Origin of the sequence: Mesorhizobium newzealandense (genome assembly GCF_042682145.1) — a bacterium.
Lineage (GTDB): Bacteria > Pseudomonadota > Alphaproteobacteria > Rhizobiales > Rhizobiaceae > Mesorhizobium > Mesorhizobium newzealandense.
Genome location: NZ_JBHUGZ010000017.1, coordinates 660,281 through 686,640, shown reverse-complemented (window position 1 = coordinate 686,640; position 26,360 = coordinate 660,281). Strand labels below are relative to the sequence as shown.

27 protein-coding genes are annotated in these 26,360 nt (G+C 63.6%); 10 read left to right on the top strand and 17 right to left on the bottom strand.

Going from position 1 to position 26,360, the window contains the following annotated elements:
• Window positions 1-63: 63 nt before the first annotated feature.
• The 6 genes from ACFSOZ_RS27620 to ACFSOZ_RS27595 all read right to left on the bottom strand — a co-directional run bounded on the left by ACFSOZ_RS27620 (window position 64) and on the right by ACFSOZ_RS27595 (window position 6,053).
• A complete protein-coding gene (locus ACFSOZ_RS27620; protein ID WP_379103186.1) occupies window positions 64-657 on the bottom strand; it encodes an L-2-amino-thiazoline-4-carboxylic acid hydrolase in 594 nt (197 codons plus the stop codon).
• A gap of 84 nt (window positions 658-741) precedes the next feature.
• The gene (locus tag ACFSOZ_RS27615; protein ID WP_379103185.1) at window positions 742-1,518 is read right to left on the bottom strand and encodes an ATP-binding cassette domain-containing protein; all 777 of its coding nucleotides are present in this window, start codon (window positions 1,516-1,518) and stop codon (window positions 742-744) included.
• Entirely contained in the window at window positions 1,515-2,354 is an 840-nt protein-coding gene (locus tag ACFSOZ_RS27610) for an ABC transporter ATP-binding protein (RefSeq protein ID WP_379103183.1), read from the bottom strand. The genes ACFSOZ_RS27615 and ACFSOZ_RS27610 overlap by 4 nt, the downstream gene beginning before the upstream one ends.
• Complete coding sequence (locus ACFSOZ_RS27605) at window positions 2,351-3,181, bottom strand: ABC transporter permease (protein WP_379103181.1); 831 nt, start codon at window positions 3,179-3,181, stop codon at window positions 2,351-2,353. The genes ACFSOZ_RS27610 and ACFSOZ_RS27605 overlap by 4 nt, the downstream gene beginning before the upstream one ends.
• Window positions 3,178-4,164: an ABC transporter permease gene (locus ACFSOZ_RS27600; protein ID WP_379103179.1), complete on the bottom strand. Its 987-nt coding sequence runs from the start codon at window positions 4,162-4,164 to the stop codon at window positions 3,178-3,180. Before ACFSOZ_RS27600 ends, ACFSOZ_RS27605 begins: the two co-directional genes overlap by 4 nt.
• 278 nt (window positions 4,165-4,442) lie before the next feature.
• Window positions 4,443-6,053 carry an ABC transporter substrate-binding protein gene (locus ACFSOZ_RS27595; protein WP_379103177.1) on the bottom strand — a complete coding sequence of 537 codons (1,611 nt, stop codon included), beginning with the start codon at window positions 6,051-6,053 and terminating at the stop codon, window positions 4,443-4,445.
• 381 nt (window positions 6,054-6,434) lie between these two features.
• Here ACFSOZ_RS27595 and ACFSOZ_RS27590 point away from each other — a divergent pair, with 381 nt between their 5' ends.
• Window positions 6,435-7,622 (top strand): M24 family metallopeptidase, encoded by a 1,188-nt coding sequence (locus ACFSOZ_RS27590; RefSeq protein WP_379103175.1) that lies wholly within the window; start codon window positions 6,435-6,437, stop codon window positions 7,620-7,622.
• 30 nt (window positions 7,623-7,652) lie between these two features.
• Here ACFSOZ_RS27590 and ACFSOZ_RS27585 read toward each other — a convergent pair whose 3' ends face one another.
• From ACFSOZ_RS27585 to ACFSOZ_RS27575, 3 genes are read right to left on the bottom strand one after another with little or no spacing between them, the layout of a single operon-like run.
• Complete coding sequence (locus tag ACFSOZ_RS27585; protein WP_379103174.1) at window positions 7,653-8,072, bottom strand: cupin domain-containing protein; 420 nt, start codon at window positions 8,070-8,072, stop codon at window positions 7,653-7,655.
• A gap of 4 nt (window positions 8,073-8,076) precedes the next feature.
• Window positions 8,077-8,934, bottom strand: a complete 858-nt coding sequence (locus tag ACFSOZ_RS27580) for a phosphoenolpyruvate hydrolase family protein (protein WP_379103172.1) — start codon at window positions 8,932-8,934, stop codon at window positions 8,077-8,079.
• An 11-nt stretch (window positions 8,935-8,945) separates the two neighbouring features.
• The gene (locus ACFSOZ_RS27575) at window positions 8,946-10,142 is read right to left on the bottom strand and encodes a Tm-1-like ATP-binding domain-containing protein (RefSeq protein WP_379103170.1); all 1,197 of its coding nucleotides are present in this window, start codon (window positions 10,140-10,142) and stop codon (window positions 8,946-8,948) included.
• Window positions 10,143-10,252: 110 nt separating this feature from the next.
• Between ACFSOZ_RS27575 and ACFSOZ_RS27570 the strand changes: the two genes are divergently transcribed.
• From ACFSOZ_RS27570 to ACFSOZ_RS27540, 7 genes are all read left to right on the top strand, one after another.
• Window positions 10,253-10,948: a TetR/AcrR family transcriptional regulator gene (locus ACFSOZ_RS27570; protein ID WP_379103261.1), complete on the top strand. Its 696-nt coding sequence runs from the start codon at window positions 10,253-10,255 to the stop codon at window positions 10,946-10,948.
• A gap of 359 nt (window positions 10,949-11,307) precedes the next feature.
• The gene (locus tag ACFSOZ_RS27565; RefSeq protein ID WP_379103168.1) at window positions 11,308-12,624 is read left to right on the top strand and encodes an ABC transporter substrate-binding protein; all 1,317 of its coding nucleotides are present in this window, start codon (window positions 11,308-11,310) and stop codon (window positions 12,622-12,624) included.
• Between the two features lie 68 nt (window positions 12,625-12,692).
• Window positions 12,693-13,598: a carbohydrate ABC transporter permease gene (locus ACFSOZ_RS27560; protein WP_027043351.1), complete on the top strand. Its 906-nt coding sequence runs from the start codon at window positions 12,693-12,695 to the stop codon at window positions 13,596-13,598.
• A gap of 1 nt (window position 13,599) precedes the next feature.
• Window positions 13,600-14,559, top strand: coding sequence for a carbohydrate ABC transporter permease (locus ACFSOZ_RS27555; protein WP_379103166.1), 960 nt, complete (start codon window positions 13,600-13,602; stop codon window positions 14,557-14,559).
• The gene (locus ACFSOZ_RS27550) at window positions 14,556-14,777 is read left to right on the top strand and encodes a hypothetical protein (protein ID WP_379103164.1); all 222 of its coding nucleotides are present in this window, start codon (window positions 14,556-14,558) and stop codon (window positions 14,775-14,777) included. Before ACFSOZ_RS27555 ends, ACFSOZ_RS27550 begins: the two co-directional genes overlap by 4 nt.
• Window positions 14,774-15,877, top strand: coding sequence for an ABC transporter ATP-binding protein (locus ACFSOZ_RS27545; RefSeq protein ID WP_379103163.1), 1,104 nt, complete (start codon window positions 14,774-14,776; stop codon window positions 15,875-15,877). The genes ACFSOZ_RS27550 and ACFSOZ_RS27545 overlap by 4 nt, the downstream gene beginning before the upstream one ends.
• Window positions 15,877-16,983, top strand: a complete 1,107-nt coding sequence (locus tag ACFSOZ_RS27540) for an ABC transporter ATP-binding protein (RefSeq protein ID WP_379103161.1) — start codon at window positions 15,877-15,879, stop codon at window positions 16,981-16,983. Before ACFSOZ_RS27545 ends, ACFSOZ_RS27540 begins: the two co-directional genes overlap by 1 nt.
• A 15-nt stretch (window positions 16,984-16,998) precedes the next feature.
• Here the strand turns inward: ACFSOZ_RS27540 and ACFSOZ_RS27535 are convergent, their stop codons facing one another.
• The 3 genes from ACFSOZ_RS27535 to ACFSOZ_RS27525 form a co-directional block, all read right to left on the bottom strand.
• Window positions 16,999-17,430, bottom strand: coding sequence for a DUF4437 domain-containing protein (locus ACFSOZ_RS27535; protein WP_379103159.1), 432 nt, complete (start codon window positions 17,428-17,430; stop codon window positions 16,999-17,001).
• A 152-nt stretch (window positions 17,431-17,582) separates the two neighbouring features.
• Window positions 17,583-18,554 carry an AraC family transcriptional regulator gene (locus tag ACFSOZ_RS27530; RefSeq protein WP_379103157.1) on the bottom strand — a complete coding sequence of 324 codons (972 nt, stop codon included), beginning with the start codon at window positions 18,552-18,554 and terminating at the stop codon, window positions 17,583-17,585.
• Between the two features lie 171 nt (window positions 18,555-18,725).
• A complete protein-coding gene (locus ACFSOZ_RS27525) occupies window positions 18,726-19,712 on the bottom strand; it encodes an AraC family transcriptional regulator (RefSeq protein ID WP_379103155.1) in 987 nt (328 codons plus the stop codon).
• A 184-nt stretch (window positions 19,713-19,896) separates the two neighbouring features.
• On the opposite strand from ACFSOZ_RS27525, the gene ACFSOZ_RS27520 reads away from it, so the two are divergent.
• The gene (locus tag ACFSOZ_RS27520; protein WP_379103153.1) at window positions 19,897-21,138 is read left to right on the top strand and encodes an MFS transporter; all 1,242 of its coding nucleotides are present in this window, start codon (window positions 19,897-19,899) and stop codon (window positions 21,136-21,138) included.
• Window positions 21,139-21,240: 102 nt separating this feature from the next.
• On the opposite strand, the gene ACFSOZ_RS27515 is transcribed toward ACFSOZ_RS27520, so the two are convergent.
• Complete coding sequence (locus ACFSOZ_RS27515) at window positions 21,241-21,588, bottom strand: GFA family protein (RefSeq protein WP_379103151.1); 348 nt, start codon at window positions 21,586-21,588, stop codon at window positions 21,241-21,243.
• A 119-nt stretch (window positions 21,589-21,707) separates the two neighbouring features.
• On the opposite strand from ACFSOZ_RS27515, the gene ACFSOZ_RS27510 reads away from it, so the two are divergent.
• A complete protein-coding gene (locus tag ACFSOZ_RS27510) occupies window positions 21,708-23,006 on the top strand; it encodes an amidase (protein WP_379103149.1) in 1,299 nt (432 codons plus the stop codon).
• Window positions 23,007-23,018: 12 nt separating this feature from the next.
• On the opposite strand, the gene ACFSOZ_RS27505 is transcribed toward ACFSOZ_RS27510, so the two are convergent.
• Genes ACFSOZ_RS27505 through ACFSOZ_RS27490 form a run of 4 tightly spaced genes read right to left on the bottom strand, consistent with a single transcriptional unit; the run spans window position 23,019 to window position 26,324 of the window.
• The gene (locus ACFSOZ_RS27505) at window positions 23,019-23,408 is read right to left on the bottom strand and encodes a hypothetical protein (RefSeq protein WP_379103147.1); all 390 of its coding nucleotides are present in this window, start codon (window positions 23,406-23,408) and stop codon (window positions 23,019-23,021) included.
• A gap of 41 nt (window positions 23,409-23,449) precedes the next feature.
• Entirely contained in the window at window positions 23,450-24,430 is a 981-nt protein-coding gene (locus ACFSOZ_RS27500; protein WP_379103144.1) for a hydroxyacid dehydrogenase, read from the bottom strand.
• Between the two features lie 5 nt (window positions 24,431-24,435).
• Window positions 24,436-25,152 carry a FadR/GntR family transcriptional regulator gene (locus ACFSOZ_RS27495; protein ID WP_379103142.1) on the bottom strand — a complete coding sequence of 239 codons (717 nt, stop codon included), beginning with the start codon at window positions 25,150-25,152 and terminating at the stop codon, window positions 24,436-24,438.
• A gap of 2 nt (window positions 25,153-25,154) precedes the next feature.
• Window positions 25,155-26,324 carry a mandelate racemase/muconate lactonizing enzyme family protein gene (locus tag ACFSOZ_RS27490; protein ID WP_379103140.1) on the bottom strand — a complete coding sequence of 390 codons (1,170 nt, stop codon included), beginning with the start codon at window positions 26,322-26,324 and terminating at the stop codon, window positions 25,155-25,157.
• Window positions 26,325-26,360 lie beyond the last annotated feature (36 nt).

The window sequence follows — 26,360 nt, the reverse complement described above, 5'->3', positions numbered from 1 at the left end:
CCCCTCAATAAGCCGCCGTCGGCCGATTCGTGCACTCGATCAGAGCAAGGAAGGGCCTGACTGTCATCCTTGTCCGGCTTCTCTCCCAACAGCGTCGGCGTCGCTGATGCCCATCAACTGGGGTGAGGCGCGTCCGGCCTCGTCTGCTTCTTGGCCGCTGGTCCTATTTGTCAGAGCGATGTGGCAGCAGCCAGAGCCGTGGCCCGGTGTCCAAGTGACGTTGTCGAACCGCACGCCGGTCGCTTCAAACAGGCCGCGGTCGAAGGCGCCGGCAATGCGGCAGAGCGTGGCAAGCTTTTCGCCGCCGACACCGGCCTCGACCCAAGCGTCCTTCAGCGGACAGCGCTTCACCTTGAAGGCGATGCGGTCATCACTGCGTTCGACTTCGGTCGGATACATGCGGCCGCCGTCCGGACTGACCGCCAGGAAGGCTTCGCCGATCGCGCGTGCGTCGTTGGCGCCGAAGTTGGCGAAGGCGGCTGCGGCCACTTCCTTGCCGCGCTGCTCGATGGCGCGGATCATGATCGCCTCCGCCCGGTCGGCGCCCAGCTCTCCGGTCAGTTCGTCGAAGAACAGACGGTACAGATCGGCTCGGTTGCGAAAGGCGGAATCGAGTTCGCGCGACAATTTTTCGACTCTGGCTTCGGGGTCGGTCATGATGCGTCCTGGCTTGTTGCTTGACCATGATCTGTCCGAAAAACCGGGTTCCACTTTTCGCTAACGCGGCCCTTCGGTTCGGGATCATGGTCTGGTCCGGTTCAATCTCGGTGCTGCCGCTACCAGTGCCTTGCCGATGGCCGATTGCGGCGCGTCGACGACGGCGCGGGCATCACCGTTCTCGGCAACCTGGCCGGCATCGAGAAGGACTACACGGTGGGCGATCGCCCGGACCACGCCGAGATCATGTGAAATGAAGAGATAGGCGATCCGTTCCTGGCGTTGCAGGTCAAGCAGCAGTTCAAGGATCTGCCCGCGCACCGAGACATCGAGCGCCGACACCGCCTCGTCGAGCACGATCAGCGACGGTTTTGTCGCGATGGCGCGAGCGATGGCGACGCGCTGGCGCTGGCCACCGGAGATTTCATGAATGGCGCGCGGGGCGAGATCGGCCGTCAGCCCGACGCGCTCCAGCAAGGCGGCGATCCGGCGCGGGCGCTCGGAGCGGGAGGCGATGCCGTGGATGCGCAAGGGATCGTCGAGCACACGCGCCACGGTGGCGCGCGGATTGAAGGCGGCAAGCGGGTCCTGAAACACCATCTGCAGGCGTGCGCGGCGCGTACGCAGGGCAGCACCACTCAAAGCCAGGAAATCATTGCCTTCGAATTCGATGCGCCCAGCGTCCGGCTCGATCAGTCGTAGCACCAGCCGCGTGATCGTCGACTTACCGCTGCCGGAGGGACCGGCCAGCGCCAACGTCTCGCCGGGGTCGATGTGAAAGGAGACATCGTCGACGGCGGCGATGGTCTTGCCGCCGCGACGGTAGCGTTTGGTGAGGTTGGAAACGGTGAGCAAGCTCATGCGTTGAGCCCGGCTCGGCCGACCAGCGGCGCGGCGTCGAGGCCGATATCGGCGTCGAGCAGCGCGCGCGTATAGGCCTGGGCTGGCGCGCCGACAATCTGGGCCGTCTCGCCAAGCTCGACCAACTTGCCGTGCCGGAACACGGCGATGCGCTCGGCAAGCGCGGCCGCCAGCGCGATGTCGTGGCTGATGAACAGCAGCGTCATGCCGTCCTCGGCCACCAACCGACGGATCAAGGCGACGATCTCGGCCTGCACGATGGTGTCGAGCGCGCTGGTGGCCTCGTCGGCGATCAGCAATTTCGGACCTGCCGCAATCGCGGCGGCGATCGCCACGCGCTGCTTCTGGCCGCCGGAGAGCTGGTGCGGGAAAGCCCGCAAGGCCGACTCCGGGTCTGGCAGGCGAATGCGTTCGAGCAGGTTCTTCGCCTTCGCGTACGCCTGCGGCCAAGTGAGGCCGAGGTGGGTGTATGCCACTTCGGCGATCTGTTTGCCGACCGCCATCACCGGATCAAGGCTGGCGGACGGATCCTGGAAGACGAAGCCGATGTCACGGCCGCCTAGTGGCTTATAGTCTCCAGCAAGGGTGGATGGTTGGCGATCCCTCGCGCCCAACGGGGGCAAAAACCAATCGATGCGGCCTTCAACCCTGGACGATGCCGGCAACAACCCGGCAATCGCCAACGCCAGCGTGCTCTTGCCAGAACCGCTTTCGCCGATGATAGCCAGGCGTTCGCCGGCGACGATGTCGAGGCTGACATGTTTCAGCGCCGCCACGTCGCTGCCGTCGCGGCGGTAGGTCACCGTCAGGTCGCGGATCGAAGCCAGGGCGGTCACGACAGGCCTCTTCTCACAGCCGTCGTTTCGACGATGCCCTCACCGGCGAGATAAACGCCGAGCACGGTCAGCACCAGCGCAATGCCCGGGACGATCGACAGGAAGGGTGCGGTGCGCAGCACGGCGCGGCCTTCGGCGATCATGCCGCCCCAGGTCACCCGGTTCGGGTCTCCGAGGCCGAGGAAGGACAAGGCCGCTTCGGTGAGGATCGCAGCGGCGACGATGACCGATGACATCGCCAGCACCGGCGGCAAGGCGTTGGGTAGCACCTCGCGAAAGGCGATCGCCAGCGGATGCATGCCGATGACCCTGGCCCCGGCAACATAATCGCGTTCGCGAATGGAGAGAACTTCGGCGCGCGCCACACGCGCAGGGCCGGTCCAGGTGCCGAGCGCGATGGCAATGACGACGACGCCGAGCGACGGCCCGACGACGCTTACAAAGGCCAGCGCCAGCAGGAAGCTCGGTACGGTCTGGAAGGCGTCGGTGATGCGCATCAGCACCTCGTCGACGAGGCCGCCGGCAAAGCCGGCCAGCGTGCCGACCACCGTGCCGATGGCGAGCGCCGCCGCCGCTGCCGCCAGCCCGACAGCAAGCGATGTGCGGGCGCCGTGGAAAAGCTCGGCCAGCACGTCACGGCCGAGCCGGTCGGTGCCGAGCGGCAGCGACCAGTCTTGAAACGGCGGCAGCAGCGCTGGCCCGGCAATGGCTTGTGGGTCGCCGGGAAACAGCAGCGGCGCCGACAGCGCCATGGCAAACAGCGCCGCCAGGAGGATGGCGCCGGCGACTGCTTCGGGCGTACGCAGGAAACGTCGGACGGGGCTCATGCGCCCGCCTCGCTGGCACCGACGCGCGGATCCAGAAAGGCATAGGCGATGTCGACGAGCAGGTTGATGACGATGACCAGCACGGCGCTGACGAGGATGATGCCGAGCAGCAATGGAGTATCCCGCGCTGCCACCGCCTCCTGCGCCAGCCGGCCGAGACCCGGAACCGAAAACACGCTCTCGATGACGACGCTGCCGCCGAGCATCTGCGCTGACTGCAGCCCGAGCATGGTGACCAGTGGCAGCAGCGCGTTGCGGGCGACATGGGCGAGCACGATGCGGCGGCGCGACAGCCCCTTGGCGCGGGCGGCCAGGACAAAATCAAGCCGCCAGACCTCGGCCATGCCGGCGCGCATCATGCGCAGATAAAGCGCCAGATAGATGAAGCCCAGCGCTGCCACCGGCAGCACGAGGTGGATGGCGATATCGGCGGCACGGTCGAGCCCGGTCTTGTCAGACGCCAGGGTCTCGATGCCGCCGATCGGCAACCAGCGCAGGTCGACGGCAAAGACGACGATCAGCACCAGGCCAAGCCAGAAACCCGGCACGGCATAGAGCGCCAGCGAGCCGATCGACAGGAAGCGGTCGCGGACGCTGCCGGGGCTGGCGCCGGCATAGATGCCGAGAGCCGAGCCCAGTCCGAAGGAGAGCGCGGTGGCGCTGACCATCAACAGCAGCGTGTTGGGCAGCCGCTCGAGGATCACGTCGCGGATCGGCCTGGAGAATGTCACCGACTGGCCGAGATCGAGATGCAGCAGCGCCCAGAGATAGTTGGCCAGCCGCGTCAGTTCCGACTGGTCGAGGCCCCAGCGATGGCGCAACAGCTCGATCATGCCGGCGTCGCCGCCGGTCGAGACGATGTAGGCGTCGACCGCATCGCCGGGCGCGGCTTCGAGCAGCAGGAAGGTGCCGATGACAACGATCAGCAGCACGAAGACGCTGCCGACGAGGCGACGACGGAGGAGGATGAGGGCGCGGATCATGTGCGTGCGGCATCGCCGGGAAGGCCAAGCTCCCAGCGCGGCGTTCTACGGCGCCCCCCTCTGTCCTGCCGGACATCTCCCCCACGAGTGGGGAGATCGGCAGCTTCGACACTTCGCTCGCTCCTGCGGTGTTGGAGATTGGCGAAAGCCGCGATGGTAGCCAATCTCCCCCCAAGTGGGGGAGATGTCCGGCAGGACAGAGGGGGGCGTGAAAGAACGCTCATGGCCGATGATGAGCATTCGCCCAAACGATGCGCAAGCATCCCGTGTGGATCTTGCTAACCCGCCAAATAAGTGTCCGCCCAGTTCGATACCGCCCAGCGCGGATTGTTGGCGATGTTGCCGACCGTGTCGCGGGCGACGCTGATGAAGCTCCATTCGGCGACGTTGATCAGCGGCAGGTCGGCGGCCACCTGTTTCTGGAACTCCTTGTAGAGGTCGGTGCGGGCAGCGGTGTCGAGTGTCTCGGAGGCTTTGGCGATCAGCGCGTCGAGCGCGTCGTTCTTGTAGCCGCCCTGGTTGGAGAACGGTACGCCGTCGGGAATGCCGCTCTGCACCAGGATGGTGGTGGAGATTGCCGGGTCGCCGCGGAACACCGGCGGGCCGACGGCGAGGTCGAAGGCGTGATCGGTGTAGACGGCCTTGATGTGCGCGGCCGAGTCGTTGTTGACCAGCTGGGCGTCGATGCCGATGGCGGCGAGCGCCTGGCGCAGATAGTCGCCGAACTGCTTGGTCTCGTTGAAATAGGGCGCCGGCAACAGCTTCAGCGAGAAGCGGTTGCCGTCGGCGCCTCGTTTGTAGCCGGCCTCGTCGAGCAGTGCATTGGCCTTGGCGACGTCGAAGGCATAGGTCGGCACATCGGCGGTGTAGAACTGCGGATCATTCTTCGGCACCGGACCGGTGGCGGTGGCGGCATAGCCGAGGAACACCGTCTTGACGACGAAATCCTTGTCGATGGCATGCGCGATCGCCTGGCGCACCTTGAGGTCCGCAAGCTCATTGCGGCGGTGGTTGATCTCGACGACGAGCTGATAGGTCAGCCCTTCATAGCCCTTGGAGATCACTTTCAGGCCCGGCACCTTGGAGATGCGGTCGAGGTCGGCCAGCGGCACGGCGGAAAAGGCGGCGAGCTGGATCTCCTCGGCTTCGAGCGCGCTCGCGGCCGACGTGCGGTCCGGCAGCACCTGGTAGATGATCTCGTCGAGATAGGGCTCGTCCGTGCCCCAGTAATCCGTGTTCTTCGTCAGCCGATAATATTGGCCGGCCTTGTACTCGCCGAACTTGAACGGGCCGGTGCCGATGGGCGCGTTGTTGGCCGGATTGTCCTCGATCTTGCCCACCTCGTAGACGTGCTTCGGCACCACGCTGCTCAGCGCCGGCAGCGCGTTGCGGATTAGCTGGAACGGGGTCGGCTTGGCGAATTTGAACACGGCAGTAAGATCGTCCGGTGTGTCGACGGCGGCGAGATCCTTGAACACGGTGCGACCGAGATTCTGCAGCGGCTTCCAGATCTGCAGCGCCGAGAAGGCGACATCGGCCGAGGTGAACGGCTTGCCGTCATGCCATTTGACGCCGTCGCGCAGTTTGAACGTCACAGAGAGCCCGTCGGCAGCGCCTTCCCAGCTCAATGCCAATCGTGGCGCAAGCCCGTCCTTGCCGTCGAAGGAGGCTTCGGCCAGCGTTTCGACGATCTTGCTCGAGATGAAGAAGACGCCATTGGAGGCGACAATCGCCGGGTTGAGGTTGCGCGGCTCGGAATCGGCGGCCAGCACCAGGCGCCCGCCCTTCTTCGGTGTCTGCGCCCAGCCTGATATCGGCATGGCGGTGGAAGCGAGCAGCATTGCCGAGCCGGCAAGCATCGTGCGTCTGGAAATCGTGAAACCTGACATGATCGAACTCCGTCCTCTCCGCGACCCGGCCGGGTGCGCCAGTACCCCTCGAACGCTGGCGAGCAGCCAACGTCCTTGCTGGCGATTATGAGCCTTGCCGAGGGTTTCGCCAGAGACGGAATTGGCGCATCCTTGCTTGGCTTTGAAATTTTCGTCCGCTGGACCAGTTTGGAGGAAGTGGTTCAATTCGATCGATCTGGTAGGACCAGATTGATAAGTATGTGACGGATGACGAGTTGGTGACTGTCGAGTGGTGCTATTTCGCCTGTTTCTGGCTAGACCAGAGCGGGCAAAATGGTGCAGATTTGATCGCCGCCAAAGGATCGGAGCCAGGCCCGACAGCGATCGGGCAGACCGGCCAGGCAATTCAGGGAGAGAGAGATGAACATTGCTCCGGGCAAGAATGCCGTCAGCAATATCCCGTTCGACCAGGCAAGGGTCGATGGGCTAATGGAGGAGGCCGGCATCGATGTGCTGCTGGCGACCTCCAAGCACAACACGCAATATCTGCTGGGCGGCTACAAATTCATCTTTTTCGCCGCCATGGATGCGATCGGCCACAGCCGCTATCTGCCTGTGGTCATCTACGAGAAGGGCGGACCGGACCACGCCGCCTATATCGGCAACCGGATGGAAGGCGGCGAGCATCAGAACAACCCGTTCTGGACACCGACGCTGCACGCCGCCTGCTGGGGCACGCTCGACGCGGCCAACCTCGCGGTCGAACATCTGCAGACAATCGGCAAGGCAGGCGCCCGCATCGGCATCGAGCCCGGCTTCCTGCCGTCGGACGCCTACACGCTGATCCGCAAGGCGCTGCCGGATGCCAGGCTCATCGATGCGACCGCCATGCTGGAGAGCATGCGCGCCATCAAGACTGATGCCGAACTGGAGAAGCTGCGCACCGCCTCCGAACTGATCACCGATTCCATGCTGGCAACCATTGCCTGGGCAGGCGAAGGAACGACCAAGGCCGAGATGATCGAGCAGCTTCGGCGCGAGGAAACCAATCGCGGCGCGCATTTCGAATATTGCCTGCTGACGCTGGGCTCCAGCCACAACCGAGCCGCCTCACCGCAAGCGTGGAAGAAGGGCGAGGTGCTGTCGATCGATTCCGGTGGCAATTATCATGGCTATATTGGCGACCTGTGCCGGATGGGCATTCTTGGCGAACCGGATGCCGAACTCGAAGACCTGCTGGCCGAGGTCGAGACGGTGCAGCAGGCTGCGTTTTCCAAGGTCAGGGCAGGCACGCTGGGCGGCGACATGATTTCCCACGCCGAAGCCGTGCTGAAGGCGTCGAAGGTCGCGCCCTATACGGATTTCTTCGCCCACGGCATGGGGCTGATCACGCACGAGGCGCCATTCCTGATGACCAACCATCCGGTGACCTATGAAGGCACCTATGCGGCAAAGCCGCTGGAAAAGAACATGGTGCTGTCGGTCGAGACGACCATGCTGCACCCGACGCGCGGCTTCATCAAGCTTGAGGATACGCTGGCGGTTACCGACACCGGTTACGTGATGTTCGGCGACCGGGGCCGGGGTTGGAACAGGGGTGGGGCTTGATAGCGGATGGCAGGCGCTGCCCCGGAAATGCTATTTGCCGCCCGGCGGCAGCAACCTGAAATCCGGTAGCTCGCGCAGCACCAGTTCCGGCCCTGCCGGCGAATAGACGACGAAAAGCTGCATCGGTCCGTCACCGGTGTTGAGCGTCGAATGAAAACGACTTTCCGGCACATAGATGGTGCAGCCCGGGCCGACCTTCTCGACCACCGGATTGCCCTTCTCGTCCTCGACCATCTGTTCGCCGTTGCCTGAGATGACGAAGATGATTTCCTCCGCGCCGGGATGATTGTGGCGCGTGTGGCCCTTGCCTGAGGGCAGGTCGACGACGCCGCCGGAAAAGCGCGTCGCGCCATTCACTTCGGGCGCCACCGTCAGCGCCAGTCGGCCCCAGTCGAAACCGAAGGCGCTGACGTCCTTCGGATAGACAAACATCTTGCTCTTGTCGGTCATCGTCTCATCCCTTTTTCTTCGTGGTATTTCTACCAAGTGTCACTGCCTTGAAATCCGCCGTCTGCCGGGCGATCGCCGCCTCGGCCGGCAGTCGCTCCATCGAGCTGGCGCCATAGAAACCGTGCAGGCCCTTGCAGCGATCGAGTATGTATCTGGCGTCGTCCGGCATCGAGATCGGCCCGCCATGGCAAAGCAGGATGACATCCTTGCGCACCGAACGCGCCGCATTGGCGATGGCGTCGATCTCCTGCACGCAGTCGTCGAGCGACTTGGCCGAGGTGGCGCCGATCGAGCCGCCGGTCGTCACCCCCATATGGGCGACGACGATGTCGGCGCCGGCTTTTGTCATGGCGCGGGCCTCATCGGTGTTGAACACATAGGGCGTGGTCAAAAGGTCGAGCTTGTGCGCCTCGGCGATCATGTCGACCTCCAGCCCGAAGCCCATGCCGGTCTCCTCGAAACTGCGCCGCATGTTGCCGTCGAACAGGCCGATGGTGGGAAAATTCTGCACGCCGGAAAAGCCCATCGTCTTCAGCTCGGCCAGCAGCAGCGGCATGATGACGAACGGGTCGGTGCCGTTGACGCCGGCCAGCACCGGCGTCCTCTTGACCACGGGCAGCACCTCGTAGGCCATCTCCTTGACGATCTCATTGGCGTTGCCATAAGCGAGCAGTCCGGCGGCCGAGCCACGCCCGGCCATGCGGTAGCGGCCGGAATTGTAGATGATGATGAGGTCGATGCCGCCGGTTTCCTCGGCCTTGGCCGACAGGCCGGTGCCGGCGCCGCCGCCGACGATCGGCACGCCCTTGTCGATCATTCCCCTGAATTTCTTCAGTATGTCCTTGCGCGGTATGGCGGGCATGTTCTTGGACCTCACTGTCTGGCGATGTCGAGAAAAGCCGCAACCGCGGCCTTGGCGAATTCGGGATCGTTGATGTGCAGCGGCAAGCGCATCACGCGGCGCGCGTCATTCGGCTTGATCGTGCGCTCGATGGCTTCGAACAGAACGGCGTCGGCTTCCGGATCAAAAAAGGCGCCACCTTCAATGTCGAGCGCCGAGACACCTTTTTCCGGGATCAGGACACGCACCGACCCCTCGCAGAGAGCGAGCCTGGCGCCGATCCATTCACCAATCGCACGGCATTCCTGTGCCGTGGTGCGCATCAGCGTGACATTCGGATTGTGTTCGTAGAACAGCCGGCCGCGATAGTGTTCCGGGATGGTCGAAGGCGCCCAGAAATTGACCATGTCGAGCGCGCCGACCGAGCCGACATAAGGCAACCTGGTGCGGGCGATTGCGCCGAAACGATCCTCCGTCGCCGGCAGCACTCCGCCGAACAAGAGGTCGCAGACTTCCGTCGTGGTGATGTCGATGACGCCGGACAGCAGGCCGCTGTCGGCCAGCTTTTCCATGCTGCGGCCGCCGGCGCCGGTGGCGTGGAAGACCATGCAGTCATAAGTCGAACGGAGTTGGTCGGCGATGGCGGTCACGCAAGGCGTGGTGACGCCGAACATGGTGAGGCCGATCGACGGCTTGCCGTCGGGCGGCGGCGCCGGCCTGGCTGCCATGCCTGATATCGCCTGGGCGGCATTGTGCAAGACGACACGGGACAGACGGTTCAGCCCGGCCATGTCGGTCACCGATGGCATCATGACGATGTCGGAGACATCGACATAGGGTGCTGTGTCACCGGAGGCGAGCGTCGAGACCATGATCTTGGGCAAGCCTAGCGGCAGCGCACGCATGCCCGATGTGATGATCGAAGTGCCGCCGCCGCCGCCAATGCCGATCATGGCGGCGATGTCGTTTCTCGATTGCGCAAAGCGGGCGAAGGCGACGCCCATGGCGGCGACCGCGGCGCCACGGTCGTTGCCGCCGAGCACGTCGTTACGGCCGCCGGGGTGGTGGCCGGCAATTTCCTCCGCGGTGATGTCCACGGCGATGGTCGCGTCGCGCGTTCCAACATCGACGCGGCAAACGGCGGCGCCCGCGGTGGCGATGGCATCGGCTAGGAAGGCGAGTTCCTCGCCCTTGGTGTCAGCGGTGCCCACCACATAGATGCGCTTCATTGCGTTCCCCAATCCAGGTGGGCGCAATGCTGCGCTCCACCGCTCATTGCCCGGCCGCTCGACGATGCGAAGGTCATTGCAAATTTTTGAGACGCGCGTATCGTATTGACATGAATGTCTCACGTCAACAATCCACGGCGAGCGACGACGCCGAGCGGGGAGGCGGCCCAGCGCTGGAGCGTGGGCCGCGCGCGCGCACGAAACGGCTGATGCTGGAGACAGCGACAAGGCTGATGCAGGCGGGCGTCACGCCGTCGGTCAGCGAGGTCGCGGAGGCGGCACAGGTTTCCCGTGCCACCGCCTATCGTTATTTTCCGAGCCAGGCCGCGCTGGTGCAGGCTGTCGTCGACGAGGGGCTCGGACCAATCCTCACCTGGCAATCGACCTCCGTCGATGCAGAGCGCCGGGTCGTCGAATTGATCGACACCGCCATGCCGCGCATCGAGGCCTTCGAGGCAACGTTCAAGGCGGCATTGAAACTGTCGCTCGATCAGTGGGCGCGGCGCCAGGCCGGTACGCTGGGCGGCGAGCCGGCCTTCACGCGCGGCCACCGCATCGACTTGCTGCAGGCGGCGATAGCGCCGCTCAAGGGCCGCTTGCCGCCGCGCGACTTCAAGCGGCTGGCCCAGGCGCTGTCGCTGATCTTTGGCGTCGAGGTGCTGATCGTGCTCAAGGATATATGGGGGCTGGACAGCCGCAGGACGATGTCGGTCGCGCAGTGGGCGGCCGGGGCGCTGGTGCGCGTGGCGGTCGCGGAATCCATCGGTGAAGGAGACAGCATCGATCCGGCGGCGGTCGTGAAATAGCGCCTATCTGGTTCGACCAGATTGGCATGCCGATTACCGATATTAACCGCAGTGCGGGGTGCCGGACAACACCTGCGCGTATCACTGAGTAGGAAAATCTTGGTAAAACAGGCAGATAAAGCCGAAATCCGATAGCAATGGCCAAGTCGAGCTGCCAAGATAGGGCTTGACGTGCAGCCAAGATTGGTAATACCAGATTGGAGCAGAAAAGCGGATCGAAAGTGAGGGCTGCGATCCATTTTCCGGCAGGGCGAGGAGGCCCGAAACCGGAAAGGTGCGATCACGGGAGGAACTACCAGGGCCGGCCCCGTTGCCGGCTCGCATGACAAGGTAGAATGCGCACAAGGGAGGAAATCATTATGCGCAAGTTTGTGACCAGCGTGCTTGCTGGTATCGGCTTAACGCTTGCCTGCGGAACGTCCGTCTACGCGCAGGAAAAGTCACTCACCATCTTCTGGGCGGAATGGGATCCGGCCAACTATTTGCAGGAGCTCGGCAACGAGTACGAGAAGGAAACCGGCGTCAAGATCACTGTGGAGACCACACCCTGGCCCGACTTCCAGACCAAGGCCTTCACCGAGTTCAATGCCCATGGCGATGCCTATGATATGGTCGTCGGCGACTCGCAATGGCTCGGTGCCGGCTCGACCGGTGGCCACTATGTCGACCTGACTGACTTCTTCAACAAGCACAAGGTCGGCGACGTGATGGCACCGGCGACGGTGAAGTACTACGCCGAATATCCGGGCGGCAGCAGCAAGTACTGGGCCATCCCGCTTGAAGGCGACGCCGTCGGCTGGTCCTATCGCAAGGACTGGTTCGAGGATCCGAAGGAAAAGGAAGCCTTCAAGGCCAAGTACGGTTACGATCTCGACGTGCCGAAGGATTTCAAGGCGCTGCGCGACATCGCCGAATTCTTCTACCGGCCGGACCAGAAAAAATACGGCATCGCCATCTACACAGACAATTCCTATGACGCGATGGCGATGGGCTTCGAGAACGCGCTGTTCTCCTACGGTGGCGAACTGGGTGATTATTCGACCTACAAGGTCGATGGCTTCATCAACTCCGACAAGGCGGTCGCGGCGCTCGACGCCTACAAGGAGCTGTACAAGTTCACGCCTCCAGGCTGGGCCAAGGCGTTCTTCGTCGAAGACAACCAGGCGATCACCGAGAACCTGGCCGCGATGAGCATGAACTACTTTGCGTTCTTCCCATCGCTGATCAACGAAGCGTCGAACCCGAACGCCAAGAACACCGGCTTCTTTGCCAATCCTCCCGGCCCGAACGGCGACCAGTTCGCCGCGCTCGGTGGGCAAGGCATCTCGATCGTGTCCTACTCGCAGAAGCAGGACGAGTCGATCAAGTTCCTTGAATGGTTCATCAAGGACGAGACCCAGAAGAAGTGGGCAGCGCTTGGCGGCTACACCTGCAGTGCCGCCGTGCTCAAGTCGCCTGAATTCCAGAACGCAACGCCGTACAACAAGGCCTTCTACGAGACCATGTTCAAGGTGAAGGATTTCTGGGCGGTGCCGGAATATGCCGAACTGCTGCAGCAGCTCAACCAGCGCGTCTACCCCTACATGATCGGCGGCGAAGGCACCGCCAAGGAAACGCTTGACGCATTGGCGGCTGACTGGAACGCGACCTTCAAGAAGTACGGCCGCGGTCAGTAACAATCATGTTTCACGGAGGGGGCGTTGGTGCCTCCTCCGTTTCTTTTTCTGCAAACGGGAGCAGGGTCTTGGCGACCACGATGATCACCACACTGGACAGGTCTTCAAGAGCGGCCGCGCGCGGCCTCAGCGACATTTCGATCCGCAACCTCTTCATCATCCCGACGGTCCTGTTCCTGATCGTCTTCAACATCTTTCCGCTGATCTATTCGCTCGGCTATTCCTTCACCGACTTTCGCGCGTCGACCAACGCGCCGGCGAATTTCGTCGGACTGCAGAACTATCGCGACCTGCTCAACGACCCGTATGTCTGGTCTAACTTCGCCATCACCGCGAAATACGTCATTATCTCGGTCGCCGGCCAACTGCTGGTCGGCTTCGGCGTGGCGATGCTGCTCAACCGCGACATCCCGCTGAAGGGGTTGCTGACGACGCTGCTGCTTTTACCGATGATGCTGTCGATGGCGGTCGTCGGCCTGTTCTGGAAACTGCTCTACGATCCGTCTTTCGGCATCATCAACTATGCGCTCGGCCTCGGCACCTTCGAATGGCTGTCGGATCCGAAGATGGCGCTCTATGCCGTCGCGCTGACCGACATCTGGATGTGGTCGCCCTTCGTCATGCTTTTGTCGCTGGCCGGCCTCTCGGCGGTGCCGAAGCATCTCTATGAGGCGGCGGCGATCGACCGGGCCGGGCCGTTCTACACCTTCTTCCGCATCACGCTGCCCTTGGTCGCGCCGATCCTGATGATCGCGGTCATTTTCCGCACCATGGAGGCGTTCAAGACCTTCGACCTCGCCTACATCCTGACCAGCCAGCCGACGGCCGAACTGATCTCGATCCGGCTCTACAAGATGGCGTTCCAGGAATGGCAGACCGGGCGTTCCTGCGCACTCGCCTACATCGTCCTGATCATGGTGCTGGCGATCACCAACATCTATGTCAAATACCTCAACAAGGTGAAGGAGCGCTGAGATGGCTGCCGTGCGCACTTCTTCCGAAATCGGCCTCAACCGTGTCGCCATCGTCGCCGTCCTGTTGGTGACGATCATCTTCCTGGCGCCGATCTACTGGATTGCCTCGACGGCGTTCAAGCCGCGCAATCTCGCCACCACCATCCCGCCGACGGTCGTCTTCCAGCCGGAAATATCGCCCTTCGTCAAGCTGTTCGCCAAACGCTCGCAGATGCGCAACCCAGCGTCGCCGGAGGAGTATGCAGCCGCTCCATGGTGGGAGCGCGTTGTCTTCGACGGCGGCGAAAAGATCGTGCGTGACGGCAAGGGCCAGGTGCAGTGGTCGGGATATCCAAGCCGCTTCCTGAACTCGCTGATCGTGGCCATAACCTCGACAGTGCTGGCGGTCGGCATGGGCACCTTCACCGCCTACGGCTTTTCGCGTTTCAAGGTGAAGGGAGAGGCGGATCTGCTGTTCTTCATCCTGTCGACGCGCATGCTGCCGCCGGTGGTCGTCGCCATCCCGATGTTCCTGATGTACCGGGCGGTCGGGCTCAACGATTCCCATGTCGGCCTGATCATCCTCTACACCGCCTTCAACCTGTCCTTCTCGGTGTGGCTGATGAAGGGCTTCATGGACGAGATCCCGAAAGAGTATGAAGAGGCAGCCCTCGTCGACGGCTACACGCGCATGGAGGCCTTCTTCAAGAACGTGCTGCCCGAGGCCGCAACCGGCATCGCCGCCACCGCCGTGTTCTGCTTCATCACGGCGTGGAACGAATATGCCTTCGCGCTGATCATGACCAGCCGCCGTGCCCAGACAGCACCGCCCTTCATCCCGAGCCAGGTCGGCTCCGGCCTGCCGGACTGGTCGGTGATCGCCGCCGGGACCTTCCTGTTCCTGCTGCCTGTCGCGATCTTCACCTTCCTGCTCCGCAACCATCTGCTGCGCGGCATGTCCTTCGGAGCGATCCGCAAATGAGCTTTCGCGCCATCAATCAGAAATATCTGGAGCCGGGCAGCCAGGTGCTGATGGTGCTCGGCATCGTCGCGCTCTGCCAGCCGTGGAACATGCTGCTGCACACATATGGCCTGACCATCATCCTGATCGGGCTGATCGGCTTCAACATCACCTCGAAGATCGCGCCAGAGGAGAAGACCGGCACCGGCCAGGTGCGAAATCCGGGAGCACAGCATTGACCCAGATCGAGCTTCGCGGCGTCCAGAAATTCTTCGGCGCCGTCCAGGTCATCAAGGACCTGAACCTGAAGATCAACGACAACGAGTTCATCGTTCTGCTCGGTCAGTCGGGCTGCGGCAAGACGACGACCTTGCGTGCCGTCGCCGGGCTGGAAACGATCGACGAGGGCGACATCCTCATCGACGGCAAGCCTATCCAGCATTTGAAGGCCGCCGACCGCGACATCGCCATGGTCTTCCAGTCGTTCTCGCTCTATCCGCATATGAGCGTCTACGAGAACATCGCCTTTCCGTTGCGCGCCACCCGCAAGAGCAAGAGCGAGATCGACTCAGAGGTGCGCTCGGTCGCCAAGACGCTGCAGATATCAGACTTGCTCGACAAGAAACCGTCGGCGCTTTCGGGCGGCGACATGCAGCGCGTGGCCATCGGCCGGGCGCTGGTGCGACGGCCGAAGGCGATGCTGATGGACGAGCCGATCGGCGCGCTCGACGCCAAGCTGCGCGAGGAGATGCGGGCCGAGATCAAGCGGCTGCACATCAAGCAGGGTTCGACCACCATCTATGTCACGCACGATCAGATCGAGGCGATGAGCCTCGCCGACCGTATCGTCATCATGCATGAAGGCGTGCTGCAGCAGGTGGGAACGCCGGACGAGGTCTATTCGCACCCGGCCAATCTGTTCGTGGCGCAATTCGTCGGCAGTCCGGTGATGAATGTCGCCGACGCGGCGGTCACCGAGACGGCGTCCGCGGTCTCGGTGACCGTCGGCGGGGCTGCCGCCGGCTTTGAATTCCCACGGGCGCTGCTGTCTAAGCTCAACGGCCATGCCGGCGGGCAGCTGGCGCTCGGCATCCGGCCGGAAGGCGTCCTCATCCGCCGCGATGCGGCGGATGGGTTCCTGCCGGTCGAGACGCAGATCGTCGAGCCACTCGGCTCCTTCGACATCGTCGACCTCAAGGTCGGCTCAAAAATGCTGCGCGCACGCACCAAGAGCGGCTTCGTCGCCGGTCCCGGCGAGAAGGTGTTTGCCAGGATCGATCCGGCTCAGGCGCATTTCTTCGACACGGCAAGCGGCAAGTCGCTGGGGGTGAGACTCTGATGGCCCATATCCAGCTGAAAAACATCTCAAAGACATTCGGCAATCATACTGCCTTGACCGGGCTCGATCTCGACATCGCCGATGGCGAGTTCTTCGTGCTGCTCGGCGAGACGGGCGCCGGCAAGACGACGACGCTGCGGCTTATCGCCGGGCTGGAAAAGCCCAGCGAAGGCCAGGTCTTCATCGACGGCGTCGACGTTGCCGACTGGGGTGCGGCCGAGCGCGACGTGGCGCTGGTGCTGCAGCAATACTCGCTCTATCCGCGCTACACGGTGCGGGAGAATCTCGAATTCCCGCTGAAGCCGAAGATCCGCAGGCTGCCTGACGCCGAGATCAAGGACCGCGTCGACCGCGCCGCTCGCACGCTCAGGATCGAGCATCTGCTCGATCGCAAGACCGACAAGCTGTCAGGTGGCGAGATGCAGCGCGTTTCGATCGGCCGCGCCATCGTGCGCAAACCGCGCGTGTTCCTGATGGATGAACCGCTGTCGGCGCTCGATGCGAAATTGCGCGAGGCGCTGCGCACCGAACTCAAGAACCTGCAGATGCAGCTTGGTGCCACCTTCCTGTTCGTCACCCACGACCAGATCGAGGCGATGTCGATGGGCGACAAGGTCGGCGTGCTCAACCACGGCCGCATCGTCCAGACCGGCACGCCGAACGAGATCTACAACAATCCGCGCGACACCTATGTGGCAAGCTTCGTCGGCTCGCCGCCGATGAACCTGATCGACGGCAAACTGGTGAATGGCCGCGCGGTGATGGCGCCGCTGAACTTCGAACTGCCTTTTTCAGGGGGAGCCCAGGCTTTTGGGGGGCCAAAGGCGGCGGGCGCGGCGACCGATGGTCGCCCGCTCGTCTTCGGCATTCGTCCCGAGGACGTCTATCTGGAGAGCGGCGCGCCGGTCGAGGCGCGTGTCCACGATGTCGAGAACCATGGCGTCGAAAAGATCCTGACGCTGCGAGTCGGCGACGCGATGTTGCGCGCCACCGTGCCGGCGAGGACCGATGTCGCCATCGAGCAGCCGGTCCGCTTTGCCTGGAATCCCGACAAGGTGGTGCTGTTCGACAAGGGCAGCGGCGTCAATTTGCGCCACGCGTCATAGGCCGCAAAACCTCGTCTATTTCGGCAGGTAGGTCTCATAAGGCGTGTCGTTGATCAGCAGGATTACGCATTCCGTGTCCGACAGGCAGGCGTCGTCATGCATCTCATCAGCCTTCTGGGTCCAGTAGGATCCGGGAGGCAGCTCGACCTTGGTCGCTTCGCCACCATCCATCTGCCAGTGCGCCCACAGCCCCTGGATCACCACCGCGCGATAGTCGGCGGTGTGCGCGTGAACAGGAGCACGCCAGTTGCCCGGGACTTTCAGCAAGGTTCCTGCCGGGCCCTTGGCGCGCTCACCCCAAAGCGCACCGAGGCGCTGCGGCTGGTCCGGTGCCTCGGCGACATAGGGAATCTTGTCGGTCGGCATGTAGCTGTCTTCAAGGGCAAAGGCGCGCCCCGGGACCACGAGCATGGCGGCGAGCGCCAGGACCTTCAGATGATTTGGCATCGGCTCTCCTCCTGAGTCGACTTGCCGCCGACCCCTCATTTGCTGTGCAATGGCAAGCTATTGCATGCAGTCAGCGCGGCAATGACGTTGCGTCCGGAAGGCTTGGCAATTCATCCAAATCCGGCAGCCTACGGCAGCGGTTCGGTATGACCTCAATGTTGTTCGGAGTTGCCGTTGACGGTGCGCAGATGGCTGGGCGCGATGCCGACGATCCGCTTGAACGCCCGGCTGAACGACGCTTCGGAATCATAGCCCAGTCTGGCGGCGACCACTGATATTCGCATTCGCTCGTCCATCAACCACAACCGTGCCTGATGCATGCGCACCCGGGAGACATATCTTGCCGGTGTCTCGCCAACGATGGCGGCGAAGCGTTCTGCGAAAGCCGAACGTGAGGCGCCCATCTCGCGGGCGAGCGCTTCGACGGTCCAGTTCCTGTCGGGCTGCATATGAATGGCGGCCAGCACGCGGCCAATGTCACGATCCCTGATCGCCGCGATCCAGCCGGTGGTGTCGCTGCCGCTGTTTTCTACCCATGAACGGATGATGGAAGCTGCCAACACGTCGGCGAGCCGCGCCAGCATGCCGCCAGAACCGGGTCGGTTCATGGTGACTTCGCTTGCCATGGCTTCCAGCAGGTGCGGAATGCCTGGCTCACCCGCCATCAATTCTCCCGCGCGCATCATATCCGGCATCATGCCCAGCAAAGGGTGCGATCCGCCCAGATTGAAGTGCATGCTGCCGCAAAACAGCAAGGTCTTCGCGCCATGGCCTCCATTCGAGACATTGAAGACATTGTCCTGCAACGGCTCGACACTGTAACTCTCGATCGGCTCGGCATGGACGCCGGGCGCGCTGGCAAGGACATGCTCGGCGCCGCTCGGCAAGAGCACCGCATCGCCGGCCTTCAGGTTCAACCATTCCCCGGATGGCGAAAACAGCCAGCATCCGAGCCGACCGATGAAGTGAAACCGCGCCGCCTGCTGGGCTGGAAACAACACGGCCCACGGCTCGCCCAGTTCGCAGCGGCCGTAGTCGACGCCATCCAGCCGCAATCCACGCAACATGTCGGTCAGAGGGCCGCCCGAGGCCGGCAAGATGGTCTTGGACGAGCTGAAACCCATGCGGATTTCTAGCTTGGAATAATCAATCCGTCACGGCCAATGTACGCCAGAGCGGTTCACCGTTTCACGGAAACGGCGAACCGCTCTATCTCTTTGTTTTGACGCAATTCCCAAGGGAAAGCGCTATTTGCTTTTCCCAGGAAAACCGTTTCACGCTTTTCCCGGAATTGCTCAGCCGGCCTGGCGGATATCAGCCTGTTCCTCGGCGCGAAGGTGGCTGGGCGCCGAGCCGATGACGCGCTTGAAGGCACGGCTGAAGGCGGCATCCGATTCATAGCCGAGACGCGCAGCAACGACGGAGATCTTCATCCGGTCGCGGACCAGCCACTGCCGTGCCTGGTGCATTCTGACCTGGGTGACATATTTTGCCGGCGTTTCGCCGACGATGGTGGCGAACCGCTCGGCAAATCCCGACCGCGAGGCGCCCATCATCCTGGCCAGCGACTCGACCGTCCAGTCGTGGTTCGGCTCGAGATGGATGGCGGCCAGCACGCGGCCGATCTCTCGATCCCTGACCGCCGCGATCCAGCCGCTGGAATCACCGCAGCCGCGTTCGACCCAAGAGCGGATAACGGTGGCGGCCAGCACGTCAGCCAGCCGCGCCAGGATGCCGCCGGAGCCGACGCGCTCCATCGTCACTTCGCGTGCCATCGAATCCAGCAGATGCGGAATGCCCGGCTCATAGGCTTCCAGCTCATGCGTGCGCATCACGTCCGGCATCATGCCGAGCAGAGGATGCAGGCCATCGAGGTTGAAATACATGCTGGCGCAGAACAGCAGCGTTCCCGGCTGGCAGTCCTTGCCGCACATCTCTTCGTTCGACGTGCAGTAGACGTCCTTGCAGACCTCTTCGAGCTCGTAACCGTGGATCGGCCAGGCCTGGGCGCCGGGTTCGCTGGCCAGCACATGGGCAGCGCCGCGCGGCAGCAACACCGCATCGCCGGCATTGAGTTCCACCCATTCGCCGGATGGCTGCTTCAGCCAACAGCCTTTGCGGCCGATGAAATGAAACCGCGCCCCGGGTTGGGCGGGGAACTGGACACCCCAGGGCTCCTTCATTTCGCAGCGGCCGTATTCGACGCCATCAAGGCGCAGCCCGCGCAATATGTCGGTGAGCGGATCGCCCGTAATCGGGATTTTGGACGAATGGTCAAGCATAATGGGGTTTCTAGCATGGAAACTCCAGACGGTCACTCCCTATGTTGCACTGCAGCCAGATGCTGCGCTGCAAACAGGATCGGAGACCGGCCACATAGCCAAGCCGTGATGGCAAGGCATGTACCGGGTGGAGCCCCGGTCGGTCGTTCCCTATGTGGCGCTGCAAACAGATCGGAGACTGACCATGGCCGAACCCGCGACAGGTGTTATCGACGCCACTCTTCTGAGCCCTGCAGACTCCGACGAACGAACCGAGCCGGCATGGGGTGCCGTGGTCTCGCTCGCGCTTGGTGTTTTCGGCCTCGTTACCGCCGAGTTCCTTCCCGCCAGCCTGCTGACGCCGATGGCGCGCGATCTCGGCGTCACTGAAGGCGTGGCCGGACAAGCGGTGACGGCGACCGCCATCGTCGGCGCCATTGCCGCGCCCACCATGGCCATCATCACCAGGCGCATGGACCGCAGGCTGGTGATGTGGATGCTGACGATGTTCCTGATCCTCTCTAACCTGCTGGCCACCTTTGCCTCATCGCTTACCGTGCTTCTACTTGCCCGCGTCGTGCTCGGCGTGGCGCTCGGCGGCTTCTGGGCGATGTCGGCGGCGATGGCGCTGCGGCTGGTGCCGATGCGGCTGATGCCGCGCGCCATGTCGATCATCCTCACCGGCGTTTCGCTGGCGACGGTCTGCGCTGCACCGGTCGGCGCCTATGTCGGCGACATCTGGGGCTGGCGCACGGCGTTCATGATCGCCACCGTCGTCGGCGCTCTGGCGCTGCTGGTGCAGGTGGCCACCATCCCGAAATTGCCGCCGGTGGGTGTGGCAAGCTTCCGCACCTTGCTCGATGTGCTCGAGCGTCCTTCTATCAGGGTGGCGCTGCTGGTCGTGCTGCTCGTCGCTTCGGGCCACTTTGCCGGCTTCACCTATGTCCGCCCCTTCCTCGAGAAGGTCCCCGTGCTCGACATCGAGACGATTTCGCTGGTGCTGTTGGCCTATGGTGTAGGCGGCTTCTTCGGCAATGTCGCCGGCGGCATCCTCGCCGAACGCAACCTCAAGGCAGCCGTTGCGCTGGCGCCCTTGCTGATCGCGGCGGCGGCCGCCTCGATGCTGGTCTTCGGCGCTTCGTCCACGGTCGCTGCCGCCGCGGTTGCGGTCTGGGGCTTTGCCTTCGGCGCGGTTCCGGTCGGGCTGCAGAGCTGGCTGGTGCGGGCCGCGCCCGATCAGGCCGAAAGCGCCGGCGGACTGATGGTGGCGACGTTCCAGGTCGCAATAGCCCTGGGCGCTGTCTTCGGTGGCCTGCTGGTCGACCATGCCGGCGTGGCCAGCGCCTTCGCCTATTGCGGCACGGCGACATTGCTGGCGGCTATCGTGGTGTTCCTGCGCGGCCCGAAGCAGGGCCGAGTAGTCGTCGTACTCACCATCTCCCGATAGCTTCCTGACTTTAGGCACCGGCCCGAGAATCATCATGGTTTTCGGGCCGATGCCACTGTGATGCGGTGACAAACGAGCTGATACGGCGGGGTACCGACAGGCTCAGACCGAGCGTCCGTCGAAGTCGAAGACCGGCAAGGTGGATGGGTCAAAATCCGCAACGCAATGCATGTTGACGTAGGCGCTACGCTCGCTGCCTTCGCTGACATCCTCCGCGAAGGGGTGGATCCCGCAGGCTCGGCAAAAGCGGTGCGCGATAGCATGGTTGCCGAATGTGTAGGTGCCGAGATCATCGCCCCAGGCAAGAACCTGCAAGGTCTCGTGCGGGATGGCACACAGCAGGGCACCTTTGCGCGAGCAGATTGAGCAATTGCATCGCACGGCGCCAGTCAGTTCGGCTTCGAACTCGAAGGCGACCTTGCCGCAGTGACAGCTGCCTTTGTAGAGCATCGGGTTCTTCCTCGTGTTCGGCAGGGTGCAAAACCGCCTGCGCCGGGTTAAGTCTCGGCAAGCCAAGCGCTGGCCCCTACCCCTTAAGACGTTCAAGGCGTCCGGAGTCCGACACCGAAATGCAATCAATCCGCGATCATCTCGAAACCATCTTCGCGCGGCTTGCCGCCCGTGCCGGCGAAGAACGCGTGTTTACGAAGCTCTATGCCGAAGCCGCGCGGGCCGCGGCTGACGCCAGCGATGCCCGCAAACGCGCGGGCGTGACGCTTGGGCCGCTCGATGGCACCATCGTCTCGATCAAGGATCTGTTCGATGTCGCCGGCGAGGCTACCACGGCCGGCTCGCTGATGCTCAAGACCGCTGCACCAGCCCGGCGCGACGCCGCCATCGTCGGCCGGCTGCGGCAGGCCGGTGCGGTGATCATCGGCAAGACCAACATGACCGAATTCGCCTTCACCGCGATCGGCGACAACCAGCATTACGGTACGCCCGGCAATGCGACGGATGCCAGCCGCATCCCAGGCGGCTCGTCTTCGGGTGCCGGCGTTTCCGTCGGTGAAGGCACCTGCGACATTGCTATCGGCTCGGACACTGGCGGCTCGGTGCGCATACCGGCATCGCTCAACGGAGTCGTCGGCTTCAAGCCGACGGCGCGGCGCGTGCCCTTGGCGGGTGCCTATCCATTGTCCGCGACTCTGGATTCAATCGGACCGCTGGCGCTGAGCGTCGCTGCTTGCGCGATCGCCGACGCCGCGATGGCCGGCGAGGAGCTGCCGGCACTGCACCTGCCGCTCCCGCTTGCCGGGCTTCGCATAGGCATCCCGCGCGGCCTTCTTTTCGAAGGCACCGAAAATGCGGTCGCCGCGGCGTTCGATCGCAGCCTTCGCAAGATCGAGCAGACAGGCGCGCGCCTGGCGGACATATCGATCGACGACCTGCTTGCCGATATGCGCGCGGCCACCAAGCGTGGCTCGATCGCTGCGATGGAAGGGGCGGAAATCCATGCCGACTGGCTGGCGACAGGGGCACCGGTGCCGGTCGACTCACATGTCAGCGGGCCTTTGTCGCGGGCGGCAATGCTGCCGACCCCGGTCTACATCAGGGCAATGCGTCGTCGCGCAGCACTTGCCGCCGCCATGCACGAGCGGCTGGCATCGGTCGATGTGCTGGCCCTGCCAACCACACCGGTGACGGCGCCGACCATCGTTTCGATGACCGAGGATGCCGAGTTGCGCGCCCGCACCGAGGGCCTGCTGTTGCGCAACACGCAGATCGCCAACCAGTTCGACCTTTGTGCGATCTCGCTGCCGATGCCGGGCATGGTGCGACAGGCAGGATTGATGCTGGTGGCGCGCAATGGCCATGACCACCATCTGCTGCGGATCGCTGCTGAAGCAGAGCGGTTGCTTGGTCCGTGACCCTTGTGAACATCAGCGCGACGAACAGTGCTGGCGTTCGCTGTCCTTGGCAGTGCGTACGATGCCGGTCGCGACCAGCCAGGGCAGGCTGTATTCCTTGCCGGTGATGGTCTGCGTGCGATGCTCGATCGATCCCCTGACAACGACCTTTCCTGCGTAAAGCGCGTCTGAAAGGTCCGCTATCGCCTTGTCGGCCTGCGGCAATCCGCTGCTGTCGATCGACACGCCCTTGATGATCGTGCCGGTGGCAAGGTCGAGCGCGCTGTTCGACGGGCAGGGCGCCTTGAAGCAGCGCAGCCCGTTGTCGCAATAGACATAGCTGCTCTCGGCTGCGGCAAGCGACGGCACGACGCCTGTCGAAGCGGCGGCAAGAAACAGCAACGCGGAGCGAAGACTGGACATGGGAGCGAGCCTCGCCAGAAAATGAGGCTAAACGGCGATGTCTACACGCTCGCCGAAAACCGTCGCCGGTAGTGATCGACCACGTCGGGATTGCGCAGATTGACCGGCAGTTTGTTGGCCAGCACCAGCAAGGCTTCCCCGGCCGCGCCGACGCCCATGCGCATCATCGATTCCTCGGTGATGCCGGCCATGTGCGGGGTAATGATGACGTTGTCGAAGCTGAAATAGGGATGATTTGGCGGCAGCGGCTGCGTCGAAAACACATCGAGCGCTGCACCGCCGATTCGGCGTTTCTGCAAAGCCTCGATCAGCGCGTCGTCATCGACGACCGGTCCGCGAGATACGTTGATCAGCAGCGCGTTGGGCTTCATGCGGGCGATGCGCTCACGGTTGATCAGGCCGCGCGTCTCCGGCGTCAACGGGCAGCACAGAACGATGATATCGCTCTGCTCGACCAAGGCGTCGATCGAAAGGAAACCGACTTTCTCCGGCGCCGGCTGCATGCTGCGCGTCGTTGCCACCACGTTCAGATCGAAGCCATGCGCCGCAATATGGCCGACGGCCTGCCCAACGGCACCGAGGCCGACGATGCCGATGGTCTTGCCGGCCAGTTCGCTGTTGGAGTTGGCGTGCTCGCGGCCGGCGAGCCAGCCCCTCGCGCGCAGGTCACGGTCGACGATGCGGAAGCTGCGAAGCAGGGCAAGGGCTGCAAACATGACATGTTCGGCAACCGAGCGGGCATTGACCGCCGGCACATTCGCCACCAGCACACCGGCGGCGAAAGCTGCTTCCATCGGGATCATGTCGAGCCCGGCGCCATGGCGAATTGCTGCCCTCAGCTTCGCCGCGCCCTCGAAAAGCTGCGGCGGCAGAGGCGCGCGCACGATGACGATATCGGCATTTTTCGCCTCGGCAGTCAGCGTTGCCGGATCGAGAGCGGAGGCGACGACAAGCTCACCGGCGCCGGCCAGCATGGCCGAGGCGCGCGGATGCAGTGGGTGTGTGGTGAGGATGCGGGCCATGTCGGTCAGGCTCTTTCGAGCGTCGGGCTTTGTGGTTCCTCGCCATGGCCCTCGATCAGGCCCTTCCAATAGCTCTCGGCGCCCTGCAGATGAGCGCTCATCAGCGCCTGGGCGAGATTGCCATCGCGGCGCAGCAGCGCCTCATAGATCTGGATGTGCTCGGCATGCGAGCGCACGCTGCGCTCGGGGTCGTTGAAATAGATCGGCAGGCGCTGCTCGCCCATCATGTAGTAGACGCTGCAGACATTGTGGAAGACGCTGTTCTTGGTCGCGCGTACGATCTCGAGGTGGAATTCGCGATCCTCCCTGGCAAGGCCTTCGCCTGCGGCGATGCGCTCTTCCGACGCTTTCAGGATTTCGCGCAGCCGCTCGAAATTCTCCTCGGTGGCGCGCGAACAGGCAAGCTCGGCCGCCTTGATCTCGTGGATCTTGCGCAACTCGACTGTCTCGTAGATCTGGATCGGATCGAGCGGCAGGCCGGCGCGCGCGAACAGTGCCATTGCCTCGACGCTGGCCTGCTTGGTGTCGATGTAGATGCCGGACTTGGCCCGGCGCTCGACGATGCGCATGGCTTCGAGGATGGCGAGCGCTTCGCGGATCTGGCCACGGCTGACGCCGAAATGCTCGGCCAGCTCGCGTTCCGACGGCGTTCGGCCGGTCTCCTTGTCCGAATGGGAGAACAGGTAGGCGGCGAGTTCCGCGAGAAGGTTCTTTTCTTTCATCGTCAACCGCGTTGCGCGTGCGCCTCCAGAAACCGCTCCGAAATGGTGAATCCCAGACCCGGCCTTTCCGGGATCGCTATCATACCGTCCTCGGCTTCGACAGTCTCTTCGATCAGATCATGGATCATCGGGTTGGCGCCGAGCGAATATTCGACTGTGAAACTAGCCGGCGAAGCAGCGCAGACATGCAGCCCGGCGAAGAAGCAGGGCGCGCCGGCCCACAGATGCGGCGCAAAGCGCAGGTTGAAGGCGCTGGCGATGGTGCCGATCTTCATCGCCTCGCTGATGCCGCCGCAGAAGGCCGGATCGGGCTGGAAGATGTCGGCGGCCTTGAGCACGGCGAGGTCGCGGAAGGCATAGCGCGTCGCCTCGCTTTCGCCGGTGGCGATCGGGACGGCGCCGCTTGCCCGCACTTCGGCCATGCCCGGCTTGTCGTCGGCGATGATCGGCTCCTCGAACCAGGCGAGGTTCAGATCGTTGACGAGGTGGATGAAGCGCTTGGCTTCGGCCACCGTGTAGGTGCCATGGGCGTCGACCATCAACTCGACATCCGGGCCGAGCGCCTGCCGTGCGGCACGGACGCGCGCGGCGGAAACATGCGCGGCGCCATCCATGGCTCCAACCCGCATCTTCAGCGCCTTGAAGCCGCCCTTGGCGATATAGGACTTCAATTGCTCGCCGATGGCGTCGGCGGCGGCCCAGCCGCCGGACGCGTACGCCGGCATGCGGTCGAGCTTGCGGCCGCCGAGGAGCCGCCAGACCGGAACCCCAAGCGATTTGCCCAAAATATCCCAGAGCGCGATGTCGACCGCGCTGATGGCAGCGATGCTCATGCCGCGCCGTGCCAGTTGCGGCATGGCGTGGCCGGCGCGGGCCGCGCTGTCGTGGCGCACGCCGTTGTAAAGCATCTCCCAGATGACGCCAATGTCGGCCGGATCGCGGCCGATCAGTTGCGGCCCGACCTCGTGGTTCAGCATGTGGACAAGCGCCCCGTAGTTGCCGGCGCTGCCGGCGGCGTTCTTGCCTTCGCCCCAACCGACCAGCCCGTCATCCGTCTCTATGCGCAGGATGGCGGCGTCAAAGGTCGTCACCTGACCGAAGTCGCTGCGGTGTTGCCGAGCGGCTTCGATCGGGATGCGGACCCACCAGGCTTGGACGGTCTTGATGCGCATGGTCTTCCCCAGCCCTGCCGCCGGTCAGGGCGGAAG